Genomic DNA, 23,412 nt, shown 5'->3' with positions numbered 1-23,412 from the left:
GGAAATATTTTAGATACGGAGGCAAACGGCAATTTTAACACGATGGCGATAATCTGATGCCGTCTGAAAGATTGATTAGCATGCAAACAGTGAAGCGGATTGTTAGCTGTCATACTTTGTGGTAAATTTTAGTAACTAAACTCTAAAATTATGGGCGGCGGTTTGATAAAACTGCCCGTTAATAGAAATTAACCGGAAAATATGATGACACACACTGAATCAAGCGCGCAGCCGTCAACCATGGACACGGCTGCTTTTTTAAAGTACATCGAATCCGCATTCCGCCGCATTTTTTCAGACGGCATCAATCTCATGCAATACCTGCCCGAAGACAAATGGCTTGCCTTGAAGCAGGCTGGTTTGCTGTTGCCCTTCCTCGACAAAAAACACGGCGGCCGCAGGGGCAGCCAGTTTGAAATTCAGGAAGTATTGCGAATTGCGGGGCATTACGGCGTGCCCGTTACCCTGCGTACCGGCATCGAGGGCGCGCTGGTGTTGCAGCCCCTGCAAGAATTCGGCGACGAAGCGCAAGTCGCGCAAGGTCTGGACATGGTTTTCAAAGGCGAGGGCGGCGGTTTGGGTGTTACCGAACCCGAAACCTCCGGCGCGGCGATTGCCCGCGAAATGCAGTCCTACTACGAATATACCGACGATAAAACCATTTACGTCAACGCCGCGAAATACTGGCAGGGCAATTCGCAAAGCGACTTCCTCCTCGTTGCCGCCAAAGAGCGCAAAAACGGCAAACTCGCCAAAATCATCGACCTGCTGCTCGTCCCCAAAACATACATCCGCTGCGAAACCCTCGCATCCGAAGGCCTGCGCGCCGTCCGTTACGCCGTCAACCGCATCGATGCCCAAATGCCTGCAGCCGCCGTGATGAAACTCTCTCAGGGCGACGCGGCCGGTTTGCGCGCGTTCCAAAACATCTTTATCCGCAGCCGCCTGCAACTGATTGGCATGACGCACGGCATTATGGAATACATCCTTGAAAACCTGAACCGATACGTCCGCCACGACATCAGATTCGTCGATTACGAACGCCGCGAAATCCAACGCCGCCATCAGGTTTCCGAGATTCTTTACCGCTATGTCTGCCGTTCCGTTTCGCCCGTCGCGACCGTCGCCCATCAATTGATGGAGGCGAACATCGTCAAAACCCTCGCCACGGAATACACTTACGCCGCCGCGCAAATGTTGCAAAAACTCTTGGGCGCGAAGGGTTTTGAACGCGGACACACCGCCGGCAATATCGCTATCGACATCCGCCCCTTCACGATTTTTGAAGGCCCGAACGATATGCTTTATGCCGAAATTTACGACCAGTTCGTCCGCGCCACCGCCGAAGAAAAAGAAGCTGGCATCAGGTTGGACAAAAACCAAACCCTGCTCGACCGCCTGCAAACCGATGCGCGCTTTGCCGCCGTTGCCCGAAGCTGCACCTTGCCCGAAGACATCCGCAGCTTCTTGAAGGAACACACCCTGACCGACGCCTGCGCCTTGCAAAAAGTCTTTATCGGCAAAATCATCGCCCGACTTTTCGCCTTCGTTCAGGCGGAACACGAAGACACCGCAGCCTTCTTGTCAAACGACATCCGCAAAGACATCTTGGACTGCCGATATTGCGGATAGCGGGCAAATACGGCGCAGGCAATGCCGTCTGAAGGGGGAACGTGCCTTCAGACGGCATTTCCGGCGGCGGCACACGGATTTCGGGCGGTGCAAAAGGCAACGCGCGGCATTCCGCAAAGCCGCCGATTGCGCCGGATGCCGCATTTCGCGCCGCGCCCTTGTTTTGCTACATTTCCCACTTACCTTATTTGTTCGGAACATATTGATGAAAAAGAGAAAAATACTGCCGTTGGCAATTTGTTTGGCGGCTTTGTCTGCCTGTACGGCGATGGAGGCCCGCCCCGGGCAAATGAAGCCCAAGCCCCCCCGCGCGGATGAAATGAAAAAAGAAAGCCGCCCCGCGTTTGACGCGGCAGCCGTACCGGTATCCGACAGCGGGTTTGCCGCCAATGCAAATGTCCGCCGTTTTGTGGACGATGAAGTCGGGAAAGGGGATTTTTCCCGGGCGGAATGGCAGGATTTTTTTGACAAAGCGGCTTACAAGGCGGACATCGTCAAGATTATGCACCGACCCTCCACATCGCGTCCGTGGTATGTGTTCCGCACGGGAAATTCGGGCAGGGCGAAATTTCACGGCGCGCGCCGGTTTTATGCGGAAAACCGCGCGGTTATCGATGATGTGGCGCAAAAATACGGCGTGCCTGCCGAGCTTATCGTGGCGGTTATCGGGATTGAAACGAATTACGGCAAAAATACGGGCAGTTTCCGTGTGGCGGACGCATTGGCGACCTTAGGCTTCGATTACCCCCGCCGCGCCGGGTTTTTCCAAAACGAATTGGTCGAGCTTTTAAAGCTGGCAAAAGAAGAAGGCGGCGATGTTTTCGCCTTTAAAGGCAGCTATGCGGGCGCAATGGGGATGCCGCAATTTATGCCTTCGAGCTACCGGAAATGGGCGGTGGATTATGACGGGGACGGACATCGGAACATATGGGGCAACGTCGGCGATGTCGCGGCATCGGTTGCCAATTATATGAAACAGCACGGTTGGCGCACGGGCGGGAAAATGCTGGTGCCGGCGACGTTGGCACCGGGTGCGGATGTTCAGGCAATCATTGACGAAAAAACCGCCCTGACGCGGACGGTGGCGGATTTGAAGGCGTACGGCATCATCCCTGGCGGAGAGCTTGCAGATGATGAAAAGGCGGTTTTGTTCAAATTGGAAACCGCACCCGGTGTGTTTGAATATTATTTGGGCTTGAACAATTTTTATACGGTATGGCAGTACAACCACAGCCGGATGTATGTAACGGCGGTCAGGGACATTGCCAATTCGCTTGGCGGCCCGGGATTGTAGTGTTTTTTAAAATGCCGTCTGAACCGAAACGCGGTTCGGACGGCATTTTTGCATCCTTTATGGGGATTTACGCATCAGGGCGGTATTCGGGGCGAAGCCCGCTTCAGACGGCATTGCCGGTCAAGGCTTGTCCGAAGGAGGGTGTCCCTGTCCTTTGGCGGGCGGGAGGAAAAGTATGCAGGGATTGCTTTTAATCTGATTCCAAAAACTTTTGATCAGGTTGCGGATGCTGCCGATTTTCGTGCCGCGCGAGCGCAGGGCGACGAAGAGGGCGAGGCTGAAGCTGACGCAGAGGTTGACCAGGCCGATGGCGAGGACGCTGAAAATGCCGAGTACGAACGTGCCCAAGCCGACGTTGCCGCTGACGGCGGCATAGCCGAGGTTGGCGGAGGAAAAGGCGACGTGGCGGATGTCCAGCGGCAGCCCGAGTAGGTGTCCGAAATAGCCGGTCATACCCAAGAGCATCCCGAAGATGAAGTTGCCTGCCAGCGAGCCGTAGTGTTTGTGGATATAGGCGGCGAGGACGCGGCGGGGGCCGGGGCGCATGATTTTACGCAGCAAGGGGTTGAAGGGCAGGCGTTGGCGCAGGTTGAGGTAGTCGGCGCGGTTGTCGAAAAAACCTGCGATGATGCCGGAGCAGAACAGCCACAAGCCTGCAATGGCGGCATACCACAGCGTCGGGTAAGCGATGATGTCTATGGATTTGAACTGGTAGGCAGCGGTGCGGGCATCGAGTATGGGCTGCCGGTACAGATGGGCATAGCCGAACGATATGGCGCACGCCAAAAGGATGGCGATGGAAACGTTGCCGAAGACGGCGACGCTTTGGGAGCGGCATACGTCGATGAGGAGCTTGGCGAGCTTGTTGTCCACCGCTTTGCCGCCTTCGTTGAGATCGACCTGTTCGGCAAAGCTGGCGGCAGTCATCGCGGGCTGTTTGGTGGCGACTGTGCAGTGCAGCATATGGATGATCATAAAGCCGATGCCGTAGTTGAACCCCGCCGACAAGGAGGCGAGGAAGGGGCTGAGGCCGAGTGTGCCGATGCGGATTTTGAGCAACGCCATCAGGGCGATGATGATGCCGCCGCCTGCCGCCGAGTAGAACATTTTGAAATATTCTTTGCGGTTGCGGGTGATGTAGTGTTCGCCGTGGTGGCTTTTGTTTTCGGTAATGCTGCGGGCGAGCATACGGATGCTGCTGCGGCGCAGGTGGCGGGTGCTGTATTGTTCGACCGCCGCGTAGATGAGGGAGTTCATCAGCGCGATGGTCAGGCGGTTGCTGTTGCCGGCACCGGTTTGGATGTCGGTGAGCAGCTTCAGACGGCCTACGGTCTGCCGGAGCCGTTCGAGCAGGTGGGCGACTTTGACCGACGAACCGGAGCCGGCGCCCGTCCCTTTGCGGCGCAAATAGTCAATCTGGCTGAAACATTGGTCGAACATCACTTCGAGGTGGGCGGTGTCGTAAGGCGCGGTGCCGTTGCGGTAGTGTTCGACCAGTTTGGCGGTTTCGCGTTGGAGGGCGACGAAGGAAGAATCGGCTTCCAGCAGGCGTGGGGCGATGCGGATGAGGTCGGGCTCGATGGCTTCGGATGCCGTCCAGACAGACAGCATTTCGATGGCGCGCAAACGCGCATCGGCAAGGCGGATGCCCGCCGTCTGCAATTTGGACGGCTCGGCGTGGCTCCGGATGAGTTCGTATAAAACCAGCCATTGGCGGATATTGAGCGTTTGCAGCCATTTGTCGTCGTTTTCGGAATGGAAAAGATAAAGGAAGACTTCGCCCAAGTTGGCAAAATCTTTATATGACGGGCTGAAGCGTTCGTATATGCGTATGCCCATTTCCCGGGCAAAGCTGTGGCGCGAGAAGATGCCGAGTTTGATGAGTGCCGGATAAATGTGTATTTGCGCGAGCCAGATGTAAAAACACCGGCTGAAGCGGGACAGCAATTCCCTGTCTTGTTTGAATGTGTCGATAATCAGGTCGAAACGCTCCCCCGCACATTTTTTGCCGCCACGGCGCAAAAATTTAATCAATGCGTTGAGGACGTTGACAAAATCGGTATGTCCGAGGCTTTCCGAAAGCAGGGGGCGCAGGTTTTGAGGGGTAATTTTCTTCATATCAGCCATTGTACCGCATCGGCAATCCGGCGTTAAACGCCCCGATGGCGGGGAGGGAGCGCCTGCGGAAGGCGGCGCATTTTCCGCCAGTTTGAAATCAAACTATATTAATGATATAATAAATATCGATAAATCAATCTGATAGAGTAATCCGTATTGATTTTTAATTTTTTCGATTATAACAATTTCGGCCGGTTTGTGCATTTCGTCATCCGGAAGCCGGTATTTTGCCGGCAGGTTTTGACCGCTTTGCCCGATGACCGGGTTTGTCTGTTTTTAACAAAGGAGTGAGAAGGTTTGTCCCTGTCTGAATTTATAGAAAGCCGAACGTCATTTAATCCGATGGTTATTTTGACGACTTTGTTTTTCGTGTGTGTTTTGGTGGTATTGGTTTTAACCGTGCCGGATCAGGTGCAGATGTGGCTCGACCGGGCAAAAGAAGTCATTTTTACCGAGTTCAGCTGGTTTTATGTTTTAACGTTTTCTATTTTTCTGGGTTTTCTGCTGATACTCTCGGTCAGCAGTTTGGGAAACATCAGGCTCGGACGGGATGAAGATGTGCCGGAATTCGGCTTCCTGTCGTGGCTGGCGATGCTGTTTGCGGCCGGGATGGGCGTGGGCCTGATGTTTTTCGGCGTGGCAGAGCCGTTGATGCATTATTTTTCGGACATTACGGCCGGTACGCCGGAACACAGGCAGCAGCAGGCATTGCTGCACACAGTGTTCCATTGGGGCGTTCACGCCTGGTCGGTGTACGGTACGATTGCGTTGGCTTTGGCTTATTTCGGTTTCCGCTACAAGCTGCCGCTTGCCCTGCGTTCTTGTTTTTACCCCCTGTTGAAAGAAAAAATTTCCGGAAGGTTCGGCGATGCCATTGATATTATGGCGTTGCTTGCTACTTTTTTCGGCATCATCACCACATTGGGGTTCGGGGCTTCGCAACTGGGCGCCGGATTGCAGGAAATGGGCTGGATTGCCGAAAACAGCTTCAGCGTGCAGGTTTTGATTATCGCCGCCGTCATGTCCCTCGCCGTCGTTTCGGCAATATCCGGGGTGGGGAAAGGCGTGAAGGTGTTGAGCGAGTTGAACCTGGGCCTTGCGTTTTTGCTGCTGTTTTTTGTTTTGGCGGCGGGCCCCACTGTTTACCTGTTGTCGGCATTCGGCGACAACATAGGGAACTACCTCGGAAATCTGGTGCGCCTCAGTTTTAAAACTTATGCGTACGAACGGGAACACAAGCCGTGGTTTGAGTCTTGGACGGTGCTTTATTGGGCGTGGTGGTGTTCTTGGGCGCCGTTTGTGGGTTTGTTTATCGCGCGTATTTCAAAGGGGCGCACCATCCGCGAGTTTGTCTTCGGGGTTTTGCTCATCCCCGGCCTGTTCGGCGTTTTGTGGTTTACCGTCTTCGGCAATACGGCGATTTGGCTGAATGACGGGGTTGCGGGGGGAATGCTCGAAAAGATGACCTCCTCTCCGGAAACGCTGCTTTTTAAATTCTTTAATTACCTCCCCCTGCCCGAATTGACGAGCATCGTCAGCCTGCTGGTCATTTCCCTGTTTTTTGTAACTTCTGCCGATTCCGGGATTTATGTCCTGAACAATATTACCTCTCGGGACAAAGGCTTGAGCGCGCCACGGTGGCAGGCGGTTATGTGGGGCGTGCTGATGTCTGCCGTTGCCGTTTTGCTGATGCGCTCGGGCGGGTTAGGCAACCTGCAATCTATGACCCTGATTGTTTCCCTGCCGTTTGCCCTGCTGATGCTGATAATGTGTTTCAGCCTGTGGAAAGGCTTGAGTGCGGATAAGAAATATTTTGAGACCCGGGTTAACCCTACCAGTGTATTTTGGACGGGCGGCAAGTGGAAAGAACGGCTGGTGCGGATAATGAGCCAGACGCAGGAGCAGGATATTTTAAAATTCCTCAAACATACCGCATCGCCCGCTATGCACGAGTTGCAACGGGAGCTTTCGGAAGAATACGGCTTGAGCGTCCGGGTCGATAAGATGTTTCATCAGGACGAGCCCGCAATCGAGTTCGTTATTCGGAAAGAGACGATGCGCGATTTTATGTACGGGATTAAGTCTGTCGGGCAGGATGTATCCGACCAGTTGATTAACGACGGCAACCTGCCGCATATCCGGCACCAGACAACTTACAAACCCTACGCTTATTTTTTCGACGGGCGCGTCGGGTACGATGTGCAGTATATGAACAAGGACGAGCTGATTGCTGACATTTTGAAAAATTACGAACGTTATTTGATGTTGTTGGATGATGTCGGTCAGGAACTGATGGCGCACGAGCAGGTGGAATTGGCAGAGTAAATGCCTTCCCTCCGGCGTTTGCCAAAAAAATGCGGTGAATCAGATTCACCGCATTTTTTTGCCGGACGGGGCTTCAGACGGCACGGCGTTCATTTGTTTCCTTCAAACTGCTCCTTCAGCACCCGTTTCAATACTTTGCCCGTAGCGTTGCGCGGCAGCGCGTCTTTAAAGTGGATCTGTTTGGGGATTTTGAAATTTGCCAGCACGGTACGCAGGTGGCGGCGGATTTCGTCCTCGCCCAGATTCATACCTTCCTTCAATTGGACGAAGGCGACGATTTCCTCGTCGGCATAACGGTCTTTCACGCCGATGACGGCGGCGGCTTCGACGGCATCGAGTTTGTAGATTTCCTCTTCGATCTCGCGCGGATAGACATTTTGACCTTTGGAAATAATCAAATCTTTTTTGCGGTCGACGATAAAGATGAAGCCGTCTTCGTCTATGGTAACGAAATCGCCCGTTTTCAACCAGCCGTTGACGATGGTTTCATCGGTGGCGGCAGGCATATTGAGGTAGCCCCGCATCACCGAACCGCCCCTGACGATCAGTTCGCCCACTTCGCCGCGCGGCACTTCGACCAATTCTTCATCGACGGCTTTGACTTCCAAACCGGGAAGGGGGATGCCGACGCTGCGGGCTTTTTGCCTCTCGGGCGTATTGACGGCGACGACGGGCGAGGCTTCGCTCAGTCCGTAGCCTTCCAGCAATTTGGCGCGGGGGAACTTGGCTTTGAAATCGAGGATGGTTTGTTCCGCCAAAGGCGCGCCGCCGCTGATAAACAGGCGGATGCGGTTGAACCATCTGAAATACCAAGGGATTTTCGCCTTGCTCATCGCGGTGTAAATCGCGGGCACGCCCAAAAACACGGTCGCGCGTTTGAGCAGTGCCTGTTTCAAAACGTTGGAAAACGGGAAAACGGATTTGACCAAAATAATCGAACACGCCATATAAATCGGCAGCAGCACCATAGCCGTCAGCGTGAAGCTGTGGAACATCGGCAGGAAAACGATAAAGCGGTCGCGTTTGGAAATTTTAAAGATGCGTTCGATGCCGTTCAGGTTGGCGAACAGGTTGGCGTAGCTGATTAGCGCGCCTTTGGGATGCCCCGTCGTGCCGGAGGTATAGATGATATGTGCCAAATCATTTATCCGGGGTTGTCGGCCCAAGTCGGGTTTCTCGGGGAAGCGGCGCACGTCTTCAAAAAAGGCATCGCCTTCCGCCGTTTCGCCGGCCGGCCGGCTTTGGCCCGTCCAAATGATTTTTTCGACGGGCGTTTGCGCCTTCAAGCCCGCCAATTCTTTGGACAGGCCGGCCGAGGCGAACAGGAAGCGCGCCTTGCAGTCGTTCAGGATATACGCGTATTCGCTGTTTTTCAAAAATGTGTTCATCGGCACGGCGACCGCGCCGATGGCGGAAACGGCGAAATAGGCGGTAATAAATTCTGTGGAATTGGAAACCGCCAGCGCGACTGTGTCGCCGAACTTCACGCCGATATTTTGCAGATACGCCGCGACGGCTTCGGCTTCCTGCTTGAGCGCGCGGTAGGCGGTTTTTTCCTTGCCGTCGAACACTGCCGTGCCGTTGCCGTTTTTGCGGCAGGCGGCGGTCAGCATTTCGTAGAAATTGGCATAAGTCCGGTTCATGAAACTTCCTTTATGGTTGCGGACGGCGAACGCCCTCATTTGAAAACAATATGCCGTCTGAAAACGGAAGGCGGCAGTTTATCATCTTTGCCTTCAGACGGCATATCAAACGCCGCCTTTGCGCCGTATGCCGGAGGTTCGCCCCCGTCCTTCCTATGTCTGACCTGAATGCCGTCTGAAGCAATATGAAGGTATGCGTTTCAGACGGCATCCCCCTGTTGTGGAAATACCGTCCGACCCCTGTCCGATTATTGCCTGATTGCGGCGGAGCGGACGAGTTCTTCGAGGCTGTCGGCGAGCATTTCCGCCGCGCGCCGGTAGCCTTTGGCGGAGAAGTGTACGCCGTCTTTGGCGGCCCATCCTTGGTTGAGCCAGTTTTTCATGCTGCAAACGCCACCCATCGCGTTTTGCCAAGACCAAAACATCGTCTGCCCCTGACGGGCGACGCGCCGCTGCATCTGTTGGACTTCGGTCAGGCGGGCGGGGCGCGTGCCGCATACGCCGAGCGTGTTTTTCAGGGATTCGGGCGCGCCGAGGATGAGGATGCCGGCGGCAGGCAGGCTGTCTTGGATTTGACGGACGGTATCCAGCCATTTTTGTTCGGTATCGGCAATGTCGATGTTGCTGCCGAAGGCTTCGTTGGTGCCGTAGGCGAGGATGACCAGGTCGGCGCCGGTTTGGGCAAGGTCGCCCATCCGGCCGGCACGCCATTTCGACCATTGGGTCAATTGTGCGCCGTTGATGCCCATGGCGGAAACGGTAATGCCGCCGGCGGGATTTTCGATATTGATAAATCCGATGTCCCACGGCATTTCGGTGTGTATGGTCAGGGGCAGTGCCGCGCGGGTGTCCAGTACCTGCCAGCCGCCGCCGTTGGCGGAGACGGTGTTGCCGTTGACGGTCAGGGTTTGTTCGGCGAGCAGGGGCTTGGCAAACAGGGAAACACGCTGCCTGCCTGCCGTGCCGTCCGATGCGGTCAGGGTCATACTGCCGCCGCTGCCGGTTTGGGCGAGGATGCCGCCGAGGGGGAAGTCTGCTGCGGCACTTCGGCTGTTGAGGCTTTGCCAGTTGCCGTTATAGCGGACGGCCGCCATACGCTGCCCTTTGACGTTGGCGGGGTAAACCCAGCCTATGCCGCCGTCGCCCCAAGTTTTTTGCAGACGTTTGCGGAGGCTGTCGGTAAAGAAGTCGCCGGCGGTGTGCGAGTCGCCGATTTGCAGGATGCGGAAGGTCTCGCCGCTGCCTTGTGCGACGGATCGGAGTTTTTTCATCCAAGGCGAGGCGGCGGCGTTGCCGTAGTCGGTCAGCAGCCCGTTTGTATCGGTGTAGGGGGCGGACGGGAAAACGGTAACGGTGTCGAGGCTGACGGAGGCGACGGGCAGGGCTTCTGCCTGTATGGCGGCGAACAGGGCGGAAAATGCGATGAAGTGTTTGGGGTTCATGGCTGTGTACTTGATGGTTGCGTACTTGGTTCAAAAACGATTTTTTCCATTATTTTTGCCGCCAGCAGTTTTTGTCCTTCGGCGGTAAAGTGTATGCCGTCCTTGCTGCGGTAGCGGACGGGTTTGCCGTTGACGTTGACGGAGTCGGTGTAGCGGTCTTCCCCGCCGCTCAGAGTGTGCACGGTGGGAATCAGGATGATTTTACCTTTCAGGTGTTCCGAAAGCAGTTTGTCGAGGTAGCGCATCTGCCCGTCGAGCTTGGCTTTTTTCATATAGGGGATGCCGAGCCAGACGACTTGGACGCGGTGCGTGTGTGCGGCTTCGAGGATGCGGTCGACGCGTTTCAGGTATTCTTGCGCCCATTCGTCGGAAGCGAATTTGAGGTAGCGTTTGCCGACGGGGAAATCCCACGGGTCGTTCGGGCCGAGGAAGACGGCGAGCACGCTGATTTCGGGATGTTTTTTCAGGGTTTCTTCAATCGTTTTCGGCCAGTCGAAGAATGAGGGGTAGGACAGCCCCGTGCTTTGTTTGCTGAGGTTGACGGATTCGATGCCGTATTGTTGTTTCAGGCTTTTTTGCACGAAAGGGGCAACGCCCTGCATCAGCGAGTCGCCGGCGAAAAAGACTTTGTCGCCGCTGCGGACGACGGCGGCTTCGGTGTCTTGTTTCCATTCAGTTTCACCGGTTTGAGGGACGGCTTCGGATGCGGCGGCTTCAGACGGCATATCTGCCGAACCGCCGTCTTGAGCCGTCGGTGGCGTTTCGCCGGACAGGAAGGCTTTGATGCCGTCTGAAAAGGCGTAGGCGTTTTCTTGCAACGCCGCACCGCCCCGCCACCATCCGTAGGCGGCAAGCGGTTCGAGCGGACTGTTGCGGTGGTAGGTCTGCTGCCAGTAGGCGTTGATGGGGTTTTGGCTGAACCACGCGGCAATTAGGGCAGACATCAGTATGGAGGCGAAAAGGGAAAGAAAGTTTTTCATGTCCAAACCCTTAAAAATTGGCATAAATAAAGCCGGGTATCCCCGAGGGGGCGAGGACGATAATCAGCAGCAGGATGATGGAAATCGGGATAAACCACAGCCACATCGGGATTTTTTCCAAACCTTTGACCGCGCCGTCGAAAGCGCGTTGCAGGTAAGGGTAGAGCAGCATCACGGATGCAAACGAGGCAAGCAGCAGCATATCCGCCCGTTGCGGCGCGTTCCAGCCGCCGGCATTGGCAAAGAGCGCGCTGAAAACCGCGCCTGCATCGTCGGGGCTTGAGGTATTGAAGACGACAAAGCTGAGGCAGACAAAATGGAAGGTAACAAACCACGAGAGCGGCGCGAGGTATTTCAGACGGCATAGTGCGTCGCGTCCGAAATAGCGGTCGCCCGTGTTGAGCAGCACCAACGCCGCGCCGTGCAGCGCGCCCCAAATGAGGAAGTTCCAGCCGTAGCCGTGCCAGATGCCTGAGAGCACCATTGCCGCCATCAGGTTGAGCTGTGTCCGCAAAAAGCCTTTTTTGCTGCCGCCCAAGGGGATGTAGATGTAGTCGCGTATCCAAGTGGAAAGGCTGATGTGCCATTTGTCCCAAAATGCGCGGATGTTTAAAGCACGAAGCGGTGTGGAGAAGTTTTTGGGCAGCCTAAAGCCCAGCAGCATTGCCATGCCGATAACCAAATCGGAATATCCGGAAAAGTCTAAAAAGAGTTGGAAGGTATAGCCGTACACGCCCGCCAATACGCCCCAGCCGTCGAATTGGGCGGGGTTTTCAAATACGGGCGACACCCAGTTTTCCGCCAGCATCCCCGCCAGCCACCATTTTTTGGCAATGCCCAGCAGAATCAGGGAAACGGCGAGTGCGGGGCGGACGGGTGAGCGCGGTTGGCGGGTGCGGATTTGCGCCAGTGCGCCTGCCTGCTCGCCGTCTGCGCTTTTGAATGCGGCGGCGCGGATAATCGGACCGGAGGTAACGGTGGGGAAAAAACTCAGGTGCAGCAGCAGCTCGTGCCAGCCGAAACGCGCGGCGTGCGGGGCGCGGAAGCAGTAAACCAGATAGGCGAGCGACTGGAAGGTGTAATACGAAAGCCCCAGCGGCATCAGGATGTCGATTGCGCCGCCTTTTCCGGCATATTGGGCAATCAGCGGCCGGAAAAAGTCGAAATATTTGAAAAAGCCCAAGACGGTCAGCGAGGCGGCAATGCCGCACCCCAGCCAAAAGCGGCGCGTACTTTCGCGATCGGAACGGAGCAGTTCGCCCAAAAGGTACACGCAGGAGGAATAAAGGACGACGATTGCCGTAAATACGGGACCGATATGGTAGAGCCAGCCCATACCGGCAGCTAAAAGCAGCAGGTTTTGGACGGACGGGTATTTCGCCAAGCCCCAGTAAATCGGCAGGAAGGCGAGAAAGAAGAGTGCAAATTCGACAGACAGCAGCGGCATAAACCATCCTTGGAACAAAAAATAGGCGTTCAAACACGGCAAAGCCCGTTATTTTAAGCAGGGGCGGATATTTCTTCAATCAAAATGCCGTCTGAAGGGCGGGAGGGGCTTCAGACGGCATCGCGCGGTCAGGTTCGGATATGGCGGTTCAAATTCAGGCAGCCCCACAAACCTGCCGCCGCCGTCAGCATACCCGCAACGCCGATGCAGGAAATGCCCGAGTATTGCGTAACCCAATGTCCCAGCAGCGCGCCGCCGCCGATACCGACGTTGTAAAGTCCCGAATAAATCGAGTTGGCAAGGTCTGCGGCATCGGAGGCGAAATCCAAAACTTTGGAAACCATCCCCAAGCTGACGACCACAATCGCCGTCCCCCATACGAACACCAGCGCGTAAATGGCGGCAGGAAAATGCGCCAAAGGTAGCAAAAGCCCCGAAGACAGGGCGATAAGCGATACCGCGCCCGCCAAAAATGCGCGCGGATGTTTGGCAAACCATTTGCCGAACAGGTAAGACGCGGCAAAGCCCGCCAGACCGTACAGGCTCAGAACCACCGTAACCTGCCGCGCGGAGAAACCGCCGATTTGGATGACGAACGGCTCGATGTAGCTGTATGCGGTAAAGTGCGCCGTGATGACCAGTACCGTCATCGCATACAGCAACATCAGTTTTTTCCGTTTTAAAAGCAGGGGCAGGCTGCTTAAAGAACCGGCATTCACGCTCGGCAGGCGCGGCAGGCTTTTGGCAAGCACTGCCATCACCGCCGCCGCACACAAACCAATCAGCAGAAAACTTGCCTGCCAGCCCAAATATTGTCCGACCATACGCCCGAGCGGAATCCCCGCCACCATCGCCATTACCGTCCCCGTACTGAGCAGCCCCAATGCCTGATTTCCCTTTCCGACAGGGGCGATGCGTACCGCCAGCGAAGCCGTAATGGACCAGAACACCGCGTGCGTCAGCGCAATCCCCACGCGGCTTGCGAGCAGGATTTCAAAACGCCATGCGGCAAATGACAGGATGTGGCTGACGGTAAACAGCGCAAACAGAACCAGCAGCAGGCCGCGCCGTTCCATATGGCGCGTCAGCAGCATCAGCGGCAGCGAAGTCAGCGCGACAATCCACGCGTAAACCGTAATCATGATGCCCGTTTCGGTCGCCGTCATGCCGAAGCTTCGTCCGATGTCGCTCAAAAGTGCGATGGGGATATATTCGGTCGTGTTGAAAATAAATGCGCCGATTGCCAAGGTAATGATGCTCAACCAGGGTTTTTGCGAAGCGTTCATTGTTGTTGTCCTGATGGAAATTGCCGCCATTATGCGCAAGCGTCCGTATTTTTTCAAACCGCCGCACCGTTTCCGCGTTTGCCCAAGTTCACGCCCCGACTTACAATAACGCCCGTCAGATTGCAGTACTAACGAAAGGAAAAACCATGGAAACCCTTATCCTCGACATCGGCGGTATGAGCTGCGGCGGCTGCGTCAAAAGCGTTACCCGGATACTGGAAAGCGTCAAAGGCGTGGCAAGCGTCGAAGTCAGCCTTGAAAACAAAAGTGCCGCTGTCGCATACGACCCCGCGCAAACCGATGCGGGGGCGTTGATTGAAGCCGTTGAAGACGGCGGCTATGATGCCGCGTTGAAGCAAGGTTGAAACCATATGGCAAGGCAATGCCGTCTGAAGCCTTCGCGCCTCCCCGATGCCGTCTGAAGCACGTTTCGTGCCTTCAGACGGCATTTTTTAGGTAAGGTTTACGGTTTGGGCGGAATGACCAGCATGGGGATGATGATTGACCACATATCGGCTTCTTCAGGAAACTCGTGGATATACTCCTCATCGTTATTTTTCCTATAGCCGACAGTAATGGCGGCCGCCACTGCTTTGGCATGAAGGGGAATCTTCTCTCGGAAGTCTTTAGCTGTGAGGGCGACAGGAATATCTCCTGAGCAGAACAGATAACCTCCGTAATAGAAAGGTTTGATGGTCAAACTGTCTCCAACTTCCAGTTGTTCGGCAGCTTCAATGCGTTGGCGGACGTTTTCATAGCTTGGATTATCGCTTTCTTTATCTCTCGCTATGAACCCGATATCAAGTTCGCCATAGTTGGAAAGCATCCTATATTCGACATTCAATTCAGGCAGTTCGGCAAAGGTGCGGCCTATGCGCTCTACGTCTTCGGGCAATGTGTTTATCCATGCGTGGTGTGGCGCGTGGTGGATCAGTGTCAGCGTCTTTTTGGCACGGGTCATAGCGACATAATAGAGGCGGCGGTTTTCGTCGCTGCGCTCTTCCCAGCCGTCGTCCAGGATAAAGACGTGGTCGAACTCCAAACCTTTGGACGAATGCGCCGTTCCCAAGAATATGCCGTCTGAACGGCTGATTTTTTCGTTGCCGACATATTCGTACAGCCAGTTTTTCAGAAATGCCGCAGGATGTTGTTGCGCGTCGGTGTTTTCAGACGGCCGGGCAATGGGGAATTCGTTGAGGAAGTCAGTTTTAAGCTGTGCGAACCAGTTTTCCCATTTCTTGCCGCTGTGCCTGATTTCTTTCTCTATCAGCCGACAGAAATCCGCCGAAGAAAGCATACCGTCCACCGCCGTTTCGATGCCGTGCACCAGACGGACAAATTCGCGTGTTTTGCATAAAGGCAGGTTTTGTTCGTTTGTCAGGAAGTAGGGGATGCTGTTTTGTTCGCACCATGCCTGCATGGGGTTGAGTGTGTCGTTGTTGCGGGCAAGGACGGCGATGCTGTTCCAGGGGATGTCCGCCAAATTCCGCAAACGCTGTATTTCCGCAATGACGGCTTGGGATTGGATGTTGAAGCGTTTTCTCCGGTGGAACTCGGGGTGCAGGCAGATGACGCGGACGCGGCCTTGGCGTTCGGGGTCGGTTTTCGCCCAGCCGCCGCCGTCGGGGTCTTGCCGCCTTTCGGGATTGACGGCGATAGGGTGCAGGTTTTTCAGGCGGTCGGGCATTCCGCTTATCACGCGGTTGGCGGCGGCGATGATGTTTTGCGTGCTGCGGTAGTTGAAAGTCAGGAAATCGGGCGAATCCACGCCGTATTCTTCCTGAAAACGGCGGATGTATTCGTTGCTGCTGCCGTTGTAGGCAAAGATATTTTGGTCGTCGTCGCCGACTGCAAGAATGGTCAGCTTGTCTTCATCGTCGCGTTTCCTGCCTGCCAGCGCGGAAACCAGCCTGTAATGCCGTTCGCTGATGTCTTGGTACTCGTCTACAAGGATATAGCGGAATCCCGACATGATGCGTTCGCGCGCTTCGTCCCCATCGCCGCCGCCGATGCCGTCTGAAAGCATGGCGGTGGCGGCTTCACACCATTTTTCAAACTGTTCTTCGGTTTTCCGTTTCTCCTGTTCTCTGCTTTTGCCGTCGAAGCCTTTGCTGTCGAAACGTACGCCTAAAAGCCGCATTGCCATACCGTCGTAAGTCAGGACGGTAACGGCTCGGGCAAGGTTGCCGACCAGTCCGTGCAGGCGGCGTTTGACTTCCAGTGCGGCAAGCCGGGTAAAGGTCAAAACGATGATGGAGGATGCCGGAACATGTTGGACGCGCAGAAGATAGGCGACGCGGCGGACGATGATGCGCGTTTTGCCGGAACCGGGTCCGGCAAGCACCAGGCGGTTCCTGCCGCTCTGATCGGTAACGACGGCTTTTTGCACGCTGTTCAGACCGTCCGTGACGGTATGGAGGGTATCCGGGGAGACGGGTTCTTCCAATTCTTTCAGCCTTCCTGAGAACCATTTGTCCTTAAATGATTTTTCATCCGTTTTAAAATAGTCGGCGACCAGGTTTAAGGCCTCGGTGATGTTTTTGAGCGCGCGTTCCGCATATTCGCGCATGACGTGGATTTGGAAACGTTTTTCCCCGTAAAACGTTTCCAAGGGGCGGTAGTCCGATTTGAGGTATTGCCGTTTGGATTCCAGCGCGTTCCGGTTGGGGACGATGGTCATCGCGTGGCGTAGGATGGTAATACCGTGGTTCAGTTTGATGATGCCCAGTTTGTGCATGAACAGCAGTGCCTGTTTGAGCAGGGTTTCGCGGCGGTTTGCCGGAATCTGTACCGACAATTGCATATCGTCGGCAAGCCGCTGCACCATTTCGCCGATACCGGTTTCTACAACGACATCTTTCCGCCGGACGCCCTCTGTTTTGCCGACGAGGAAGGACAGGATGCAGGCGCAGATGTTGCGGCGCAAAAGGGCTGTTTCCTGAATATTTTCCCAGCTGTCATTGTTTTTGAAACGGATTTTCAGGCAGCCGTTGCCGAAGTCGCGGATTTCAAAGCTGCCGTTTTTATTGGATTCGAGTGCGGATTTGTCGTCCGCAAAAGACAGGATGAGCTGCTTGATTTCGGCGGGCGTGCTTTCCAGTCCCGAATCGTGCATTTCATAGCAGACGGCATTGACGGCGAGATTTTGCCATATTCCTTGGTCGGCATCGGGAATTTCCGTTTTCAATATCTGCCAGAGTTTTTCTTCCCATCGGCTTATTTTTTCCAAAAGCCCCGACGACGGTTTGACATTGTCGGTACGCAGGATGACGGTCATACGCGTATCGTTGGTCAATATGCCCATTTCTTCGAGGCTGTGCAGGTGTCCGCGCAATTCTTCCAAGCTGCATGCGGTCGCCTGTATCAGGTCGTCGGTACTGAGCGGCTTGTCATCCGGTGCGTTGAATACGATTTCGGCAATGGTCAGGTAGATTTCTTTGAGCCGTCGGGCGAACCGGCCTTTTTGAATCAGTTCTGAAGCCTGTTCCAGAGTCAGTTTGCCCGAGCGTGAAGGGAAGATTCTGGTGCGGTTTTCTTTGCGGTCGAGCAGTTCGGCACGTTCCAGCCAGGAAATGGCGGTTTTGATTTTGGTGTCCGACTGGCGGTCGTCCCTGTCGAAGCTCATATATTCTTCGCTGTCTTTCAGAATCTCACCACCGGTGGCGACGACTTCGCCGCAGCCGTCCCTGCCGTGTGCAGCCGCGTTGAGCATGCCGATTTTGCGCCATACCGTTTTGAGGTCGCGCAATTCTATTTGCGACATTTTGCTGATGCCGAATTGGGTATCCACATCGCTTTTTTCATAAAGCAGGATGCATTTTGCCTCTTCGCGGTCCCGTCCGGCGCGCCCGGCTTCTTGAAGGTAGTTTTCCAGCGAACCGGTGATTTCGGCATGAATGACCAGCCGCACATCAGGTTTGTCCACGCCCATGCCGAAGGCGTTGGTGGCGACGATGACGCGCAAGCCGCCCTCGATAAAGCGGTTCTGTATGTCTGCTTTGGCATTGGTTTCCAGACCTGCGTGGAAGTATTCGCACGCCCAGCCTTGTTTTTGGAGGTATTCGTTATAGCCTTCCGCACTTTTGCGCCTGCCGACGAAAACGACTGCGCCGCCCCTTTGATGGTCGAGTTCTCGGTGGAGCAGTTCGTCGATTTTTTGTTTTTTGATGCCGTCTGAAGCTTCGAAAACTTCGTAAGACAGGTTGTCGCGCGCGTTGTCGCCGATAAATTGCCTGAATTCTATGCCGGCCTGCTCGCGGAAATTATCGGTAATGTCGGCAAGTACGTCGGGTTTGGCGGTGGCGGTAAAGCAGCTTACCGGTGCGGTGCCGCCGTTTTTCCTGCCATGTTCGGCGATGAATTTGACCGCATACAGGTAATCGGGTCGGAAATCGTGTCCCCATTTGGACAGGCAGTGCGCCTCATCGAATACCCAGCCGTTGATTTGACGTTGGGAAATGGCGGAAATGAAACTGTCGTTGCGGAATTGTTCGGGAGCGACCAGCAGGATGCCGATGTCGCCTAATGCGGTTTTGTCCAATATTTCGGCGCGTTCGACCACTTCGACCAGGCCGTTGAGCATGGCGGCGCAGGTAATGTTTTTTCTGAGCATTCCGTCCAGCTGGTCTTTCATCAGTGACTGTAGGGGCGAAATGACGACGGTCAGCCCGCCGTTACGGTAATAGCGGTTGAGTGCGGGAACTTGATAACACAGGGATTTTCCGCCGCCGGTGGGCAGGACCGCCAGCGTGTGCAGACCTTTCATCCCCGACTGCACAATGGCGCGCTGACCGCCTTTGAAACCTTTGAAATGGCGGAATTCGGACAGTTTGAAATAACGCTGCAACTGGGCTTCGGGATTGAGCATGTCGGCGCAGTAGTTGCAGTTGCTGTCGCCGCAGTCGTGATCGCGCAGTTCGGCAATCAGCCGCGCCGTTTCAGGAAAACGGCTCCGCACCCACGGGGCAAGCACGGAGTTGCCGCCGGAGACGTTTAGCCATGACAGGGCATAGGCAAGCGAAGGATAGATGCCGCGATTGCGGATGTCGGTTTTCATCAACTCTAAAAAACGCGTGCGGCAGACTTTCAAACGCCCTTTCCCTTCGTTGTCCTGCATCATCATCCAAATAATGCGTATCAACCGGTTGGTGTCCGGGTGTTCGGTACGTTCGGCGAAGGAGATGCCGTCTGAAGAACGATACGGCAGACGCATATCGGACAATGCCGCCCACAGGGTAAATTCGTCGGGCCTTTCGGTTTTGATTTTGCCGAATGCGGCACACTGGTCTTGAAAAAGCTGCCAACAGGCGCGGCAGTCCGCCAACGGGGAGTTGAGTTCAGAAGAGATGATTTTGTAGTTTTTAATCAGGCGGTGGTACGGGTTTTGCGGAAAGGCGAGCGGCGACAGCTTCAGCGTATCGATAACGGGCAATGAAAGCCATGCCTGGTCGGGCGCGGCTTTTTTCAAATACGGCAGGTCGTGTTCGAGGAAGTTGTGCCCCATCAGCCATTCCGCACCTTCCGCAAGGGGCTGCATTTCCGCCAATGCCTTCCTGAAACCTTCTTCATTGCGGAAGCTTCGTTCAAACCCGAGGTCAAGGTCAGGCCGGTATGCACCGATTTTGAAGACGGTATCGGTTTTGGGGTTAATTTCCAAGTCGATGATTAAAACGGCAGGTACGGCAAAATCCATGGCGGTCGGGATGCTGGCATAAAACGGTCAATATACCATAGTGTTGCGCCTTTATCCCTGATTTCGGCAAGACGGCGGAGGGATGCGTCCGGACGTATGCGCATACCTTCAGACGGCATACTTGTTCGGAAGCCCGATAATTTCCGTGCGGTTGAAGTAGGCAGGCGAATTGGTTAAACTTGAGGGCATATTGTCTTTAGAGTGAACAAAAATATGTCGAGCAAGAAGAAAAAAGCCGCTTCCGCGCCCCCCGTTATGGCGAAGAAAGCGCAGCAGACGGTTGTCGGCAGTCCTGCCTCCCATATGGCGGAACCTTCGGAAATATCGGACATCAAAAATTCATATGATGATTTGATGTATGAATCCAAAGCATTTTCCCAAACCGCCATCAACGCCTTGGAGGCACGCGCCCGCATGATGGGCCTGAAGCCTGCCGCAGCGGTAAATGCCAAGGTCTTGGAGCTGGGCTGTTCGATGGGCGGCAATATCATCACGCAGGCACTTTATTACCCGGATGCGGAATTTATCGGTATCGACTTGTCCGGCAGGCAGGTTGCGCAGGGCAATGCTATCATTGAAAAAATGGGCTTGAAAAATGTGCGCCTGGAAGAAAAAGATATTTTGACCGTCGATGAGTCATTCGGGAAGTTTGACTATATCATCGTCCACGGCATTTGGTCGTGGGTGCCTGACGCAGTTAAAGACAAAATCTTTTCGATTTGCCGGAACAACCTGACCGAGCACGGCATTGCCTATATTTCATACAATGTTTACCCCGGCTGGAAACGGCAGGAGCAGTTGCGCGAAATTATGCAGTTTTCCGGCAGGGATGTGCTTGAAGAACCCTTGGAAGCACGAACGCGGAAAGGCTTGGATGCGCTCAAGGCGCTGGCGGAAATTTTGGAAAACGACAAGGGCTTGGGCGGCGGCGGCAAACTTCCGGCGATGCAAAAAATATTGAATCATAATTTTTATTACATCGCACACGAATATATGGAGGCGTTTAACGACCCGATTTACGTCAACGGCTTCATTGAATGGGCAAACCGCCACCGGCTGGCGTATATCGGGGATACCGATTTGCACGTGTCTTTTGTTTCTTGGATGGCGGAGCATACGCGGGAGCGGATTCTGGCGTTGGCAGGGGGCGATTATATTGCCAAGGAATTTTATAGCGATATTTTATCCGACCGCCAATTCCGCCGTTCGCTTTTATGCCGTGAGGAAGTCGGGGATACTGTCAGGCGTGATGAGTCGGTTGCCGTCGAAGTGATAGAAAGTTTGAATTTCCGCCCGGCAAGAGGGGAAACAATCAACTTTGATGAAAACGATACCCTGCTTTCGGGCATACGCGATGTGATGAAAACCGGAGAGGCGTTTAAAACGGAAGATGTTGCGGAAAACCTCGCTCGCCGATTTCCCGGTCTGGAATTTGACCGCATGAAAATCAATTCCCAGCTTTTATTGCAAACCATTCTCGGGCGTTTTTCTGTTTCATCAGACAATGCGGGCAAACAATTTTTTGAAGACCATAAAACCTATGTGCCGGCGCGTTTTACAGATTATGTCGCCGCCTTTGTGGAACACGGCGCGGAAGCGTTTGTCCAGCCTGCCAACCGTTACAACGAAAGCACCCCCTCATTCGGGTACGGGCATTTGTACATTATGCGGCAATTGTCGCGGCCGACGAGCAAACAGGCATTGATTGAAACGGTTGCCGAAAACTTGAACATCGTCAGCACCACGCCCGACGGTTTGACATTCCATCCGCCTGCCGAAGTGTATGTGGAAGAAATATTGGCAGACTTGGCAGACAGGCATTTTCTCGTTTCGGCGGATTGACGGGCAAGTCCCGACGGCAATCCGTCCGATATATTTTCAGACAGGAAAGACACACACTGCGAAAAGCGGTACACGACACATATGAACCAGACATTTACCTTGCCCGATACGCGCCCGTATCCCCAAAATCCGATTAAAAACCACCTGCTGCTCAATGCCTACCAGTTGGCGCATAATTCTTCCCAGGCTTCGCGCAAACTCTCGTCCGGCCAACTTCAAACCGAAATCAGGGGGATGCTTGAGCAAAACCACTATATCAACCTTTCCCTCGCGCTGACGATGTCGCCCGATGCCGGAACTTATGCAGCACTGCTTTCCAGTGTGAACGCGGTACTCGATTGCGAGAAAGAAGGCGAAGTGCAGTGGTTCGCCCTGCCGGTCGTGCTGGTGTCCGGCTGCAAAAAAGAACGGGCAATCGAGATGAAGCTGCCGACGGAGGCATTGTTTGCCTGCCTGCAAAACTATCCGCACCTGCGCGCGTTGACGCAAGAGACACAATGGCTGCCTTATCTTGTGCATTCGTCCGATTTAAGTGCGGTCGCGCCGGATGAGTGGTGGCGTGCCAAACAAAATACCGAAGCGGCGGCGCAACACTTACGCCGTTTCGCCCCGCGCCCTTTGCTGTTGCCCGAAGGACAGTCCGTCCACGTCGTTTACGCGCTGGGTTTCGGCAGCGGCAAGGTTCGGACGGCATTGGGTCAGAACCTTCTTCAGGCAGGCCTGCCCTTAATGCAGGTATGGCAGGAAAATCTTGCATCGGAAGGCGTTACGCTGTTTGCCAACCCGCTTTCCCCGGATTCTCCGGTACGCGCGCTTTCAGACGGCAGCCACACGCGCCAACGTATGGCGATGGATGTTTTTGCGGCAAACGCGATACGCGCCGTCCGTATGCAGAGTCCGCGCGTCGGCGTGGTCGTTGCGGCAAAGGCGGGCGGACAGGTTTTATTCGGATTTAATGCGACCGACGGCGCGTTTGAAGTCGTGCCGCAGGTGTTTTCGTGGCAGCTTTCCTTTACCGACAATATTGCCGTCATCCAGCAGAATTTCCTCGACCTGATGGCGGAGTGCCGCGTGGAACACGTTTACTTGCTGCATAATGCCTTGGGCGAACAGGAAAACATCCCGAGCTATGCGGAAGCGTTGAAACGGGAAGGGCACAATCCGTTTTTCAGTACACAATACGATTGACCTGCCGATGCCGTCTGAAAGGGTTTCCGCTTCAGACGGCATCGCATTGGAACAGGGCGCGGATATGAAAAAACCGAAAATCCTTTTTGTCTGCCTCGGCAACATCTGCCGTTCGCCGATGGCGGAATACATTTTGCGCCGCCGTGCCGCCGAAGCAGGGATTCCCCTTGAAGCGGACAGCGCGGGGACATCGGGCTGGCACGACGGCGAGGATATGCACCGTGAAACGGCAAAGATATTGAAAAAACACGGTATCGATGCTTCAGGCTTTACCAGCCGCAAAATCCGCCAAAGCGATGCGGCGGCGTTTGACTACATCATCGCAATGGATGGCAAGAATTTGTCCGAATTGGAAAAAACCTTCGGCAGGCAACCGGAAAAAATATTCAAGCTGACCGACCTGATACCCGAAAGCGGTTACGACCATGTCCCCGATCCGTGGTACACGGGCGATTTTGAAGAAACATACAGGCTTGCGGATGCGGGCTGTCGGGCATTGTTGGAAAAGATTTCCAAATAAAGT

Annotated in this window: 16 protein-coding genes; 9 read left to right on the top strand and 7 right to left on the bottom strand. The window is 54.7% G+C overall.

Translation table 11 applies throughout. From position 1 onward, the window contains the following. Positions 1-204 precede the first annotated feature (204 nt). Genes Q3O12_RS08465 through mltB form a run of 3 tightly spaced genes read left to right on the top strand, consistent with a single transcriptional unit; the run spans position 205 to position 2,926 of the window. Positions 205-1,632, top strand: a complete 1,428-nt coding sequence (locus Q3O12_RS08465) for an acyl-CoA dehydrogenase family protein (RefSeq protein WP_301670078.1) — start codon at positions 205-207, stop codon at positions 1,630-1,632. 21 nt (positions 1,633-1,653) lie between these two features. After that, the gene (locus Q3O12_RS08460; RefSeq protein WP_301670081.1) at positions 1,654-1,950 is read left to right on the top strand and encodes a hypothetical protein; all 297 of its coding nucleotides are present in this window, start codon (positions 1,654-1,656) and stop codon (positions 1,948-1,950) included. Next, entirely contained in the window at positions 1,838-2,926 is a 1,089-nt protein-coding gene (gene mltB, locus Q3O12_RS08455; protein WP_301670066.1) for a lytic murein transglycosylase B, read from the top strand. The genes Q3O12_RS08460 and mltB overlap by 113 nt, the downstream gene beginning before the upstream one ends. 120 nt (positions 2,927-3,046) lie before the next feature. Here the strand turns inward: mltB and Q3O12_RS08450 are convergent, their stop codons facing one another. Next, positions 3,047-5,044 carry a site-specific recombinase gene (locus Q3O12_RS08450; RefSeq protein ID WP_502572656.1) on the bottom strand — a complete coding sequence of 666 codons (1,998 nt, stop codon included), beginning with the start codon at positions 5,042-5,044 and terminating at the stop codon, positions 3,047-3,049. Between the two features lie 297 nt (positions 5,045-5,341). Here Q3O12_RS08450 and Q3O12_RS08445 point away from each other — a divergent pair, with 297 nt between their 5' ends. Next, positions 5,342-7,369 (top strand): BCCT family transporter, encoded by a 2,028-nt coding sequence (locus tag Q3O12_RS08445; protein ID WP_301670063.1) that lies wholly within the window; start codon positions 5,342-5,344, stop codon positions 7,367-7,369. Between the two features lie 89 nt (positions 7,370-7,458). On the opposite strand, the gene Q3O12_RS08440 is transcribed toward Q3O12_RS08445, so the two are convergent. Then, entirely contained in the window at positions 7,459-9,012 is a 1,554-nt protein-coding gene (locus tag Q3O12_RS08440) for a fatty acid--CoA ligase (RefSeq protein WP_301670062.1), read from the bottom strand. A gap of 50 nt (positions 9,013-9,062) precedes the next feature. On the opposite strand from Q3O12_RS08440, the gene Q3O12_RS08435 reads away from it, so the two are divergent. Beyond that, positions 9,063-9,191, top strand: coding sequence for a hypothetical protein (locus Q3O12_RS08435; protein ID WP_257623275.1), 129 nt, complete (start codon positions 9,063-9,065; stop codon positions 9,189-9,191). A gap of 69 nt (positions 9,192-9,260) precedes the next feature. On the opposite strand, the gene Q3O12_RS08430 is transcribed toward Q3O12_RS08435, so the two are convergent. The 4 genes from Q3O12_RS08430 to Q3O12_RS08415 all read right to left on the bottom strand — a co-directional run bounded on the left by Q3O12_RS08430 (position 9,261) and on the right by Q3O12_RS08415 (position 14,167). Next, complete coding sequence (locus Q3O12_RS08430; RefSeq protein ID WP_301670061.1) at positions 9,261-10,454, bottom strand: SGNH/GDSL hydrolase family protein; 1,194 nt, start codon at positions 10,452-10,454, stop codon at positions 9,261-9,263. Beyond that, positions 10,451-11,434 carry a peptidoglycan O-acetyltransferase PatB gene (gene patB, locus Q3O12_RS08425; RefSeq protein WP_301670060.1) on the bottom strand — a complete coding sequence of 328 codons (984 nt, stop codon included), beginning with the start codon at positions 11,432-11,434 and terminating at the stop codon, positions 10,451-10,453. The genes Q3O12_RS08430 and patB overlap by 4 nt, the downstream gene beginning before the upstream one ends. Positions 11,435-11,444: 10 nt before the next feature. Further along, positions 11,445-12,881, bottom strand: a complete 1,437-nt coding sequence (locus Q3O12_RS08420; protein WP_301670059.1) for an MBOAT family O-acyltransferase — start codon at positions 12,879-12,881, stop codon at positions 11,445-11,447. Positions 12,882-13,009: 128 nt separating this feature from the next. Continuing rightward, a complete protein-coding gene (locus Q3O12_RS08415; protein WP_301670058.1) occupies positions 13,010-14,167 on the bottom strand; it encodes a sugar transporter in 1,158 nt (385 codons plus the stop codon). Positions 14,168-14,313: 146 nt separating this feature from the next. Here Q3O12_RS08415 and Q3O12_RS08410 point away from each other — a divergent pair, with 146 nt between their 5' ends. After that, positions 14,314-14,532, top strand: coding sequence for a heavy-metal-associated domain-containing protein (locus tag Q3O12_RS08410; protein WP_301670057.1), 219 nt, complete (start codon positions 14,314-14,316; stop codon positions 14,530-14,532). Positions 14,533-14,630: 98 nt separating this feature from the next. On the opposite strand, the gene Q3O12_RS08405 is transcribed toward Q3O12_RS08410, so the two are convergent. Next, positions 14,631-19,859, bottom strand: coding sequence for a RecQ family ATP-dependent DNA helicase (locus tag Q3O12_RS08405; protein ID WP_301670056.1), 5,229 nt, complete (start codon positions 19,857-19,859; stop codon positions 14,631-14,633). Positions 19,860-20,162: 303 nt separating this feature from the next. Here Q3O12_RS08405 and Q3O12_RS08400 point away from each other — a divergent pair, with 303 nt between their 5' ends. The 3 genes from Q3O12_RS08400 (at position 20,163) to Q3O12_RS08390 (ending at position 23,409) form a co-directional block, all read left to right on the top strand. Next, the gene (locus tag Q3O12_RS08400) at positions 20,163-21,701 is read left to right on the top strand and encodes a methyltransferase regulatory domain-containing protein (RefSeq protein ID WP_301670077.1); all 1,539 of its coding nucleotides are present in this window, start codon (positions 20,163-20,165) and stop codon (positions 21,699-21,701) included. Between the two features lie 81 nt (positions 21,702-21,782). Beyond that, a complete protein-coding gene (locus Q3O12_RS08395) occupies positions 21,783-22,889 on the top strand; it encodes a conjugal transfer protein (protein WP_301670055.1) in 1,107 nt (368 codons plus the stop codon). Between the two features lie 64 nt (positions 22,890-22,953). Beyond that, positions 22,954-23,409, top strand: coding sequence for a low molecular weight protein-tyrosine-phosphatase (locus tag Q3O12_RS08390; RefSeq protein ID WP_441338430.1), 456 nt, complete (start codon positions 22,954-22,956; stop codon positions 23,407-23,409). Positions 23,410-23,412 lie beyond the last annotated feature (3 nt).

This window comes from Neisseria benedictiae (genome assembly GCF_958267435.1).
Lineage (GTDB): Bacteria > Pseudomonadota > Gammaproteobacteria > Burkholderiales > Neisseriaceae > Neisseria > Neisseria bergeri.
Note: the sequence above shows the minus strand (reverse complement) of the source record. Positions and strands in the feature narration are given on the sequence as shown.

Excerpts from the sequence above, each read along its gene's own strand:
- Q3O12_RS08405 (WP_301670056.1), bottom strand. The coding sequence starts at position 19,859 with ATGGATTTTGCCGTACCTGCCGTTTTAATCATCGACTTGGAAATTAAC.
- Q3O12_RS08435 (WP_257623275.1), top strand. The coding sequence starts at position 9,063 with ATGCCGTCTGAAAACGGAAGGCGGCAGTTTATCATCTTTGCCTTCAGA.
- Q3O12_RS08395 (WP_301670055.1), top strand. The coding sequence starts at position 21,783 with ATGAACCAGACATTTACCTTGCCCGATACGCGCCCGTATCCCCAAAAT.
- Q3O12_RS08415 (WP_301670058.1), bottom strand. The coding sequence starts at position 14,167 with ATGAACGCTTCGCAAAAACCCTGGTTGAGCATCATTACCTTGGCAATC.
- Q3O12_RS08450 (WP_502572656.1), bottom strand. The coding sequence starts at position 5,044 with ATGAAGAAAATTACCCCTCAAAACCTGCGCCCCCTGCTTTCGGAAAGC.
- Q3O12_RS08460 (WP_301670081.1), top strand. The coding sequence starts at position 1,654 with ATGCCGTCTGAAGGGGGAACGTGCCTTCAGACGGCATTTCCGGCGGCG.
- Q3O12_RS08440 (WP_301670062.1), bottom strand. The coding sequence starts at position 9,012 with ATGAACCGGACTTATGCCAATTTCTACGAAATGCTGACCGCCGCCTGC.
- Q3O12_RS08390 (WP_441338430.1), top strand. The coding sequence starts at position 22,954 with ATGAAAAAACCGAAAATCCTTTTTGTCTGCCTCGGCAACATCTGCCGT.
- Q3O12_RS08420 (WP_301670059.1), bottom strand. The coding sequence starts at position 12,881 with ATGCCGCTGCTGTCTGTCGAATTTGCACTCTTCTTTCTCGCCTTCCTG.
- Q3O12_RS08430 (WP_301670061.1), bottom strand. The coding sequence starts at position 10,454 with ATGAACCCCAAACACTTCATCGCATTTTCCGCCCTGTTCGCCGCCATA.
- Q3O12_RS08400 (WP_301670077.1), top strand. The coding sequence starts at position 20,163 with ATGGCGGAACCTTCGGAAATATCGGACATCAAAAATTCATATGATGAT.
- Q3O12_RS08465 (WP_301670078.1), top strand. The coding sequence starts at position 205 with ATGACACACACTGAATCAAGCGCGCAGCCGTCAACCATGGACACGGCT.
- patB (WP_301670060.1), bottom strand. The coding sequence starts at position 11,434 with ATGAAAAACTTTCTTTCCCTTTTCGCCTCCATACTGATGTCTGCCCTA.
- mltB (WP_301670066.1), top strand. The coding sequence starts at position 1,838 with ATGAAAAAGAGAAAAATACTGCCGTTGGCAATTTGTTTGGCGGCTTTG.
- Q3O12_RS08410 (WP_301670057.1), top strand. The coding sequence starts at position 14,314 with ATGGAAACCCTTATCCTCGACATCGGCGGTATGAGCTGCGGCGGCTGC.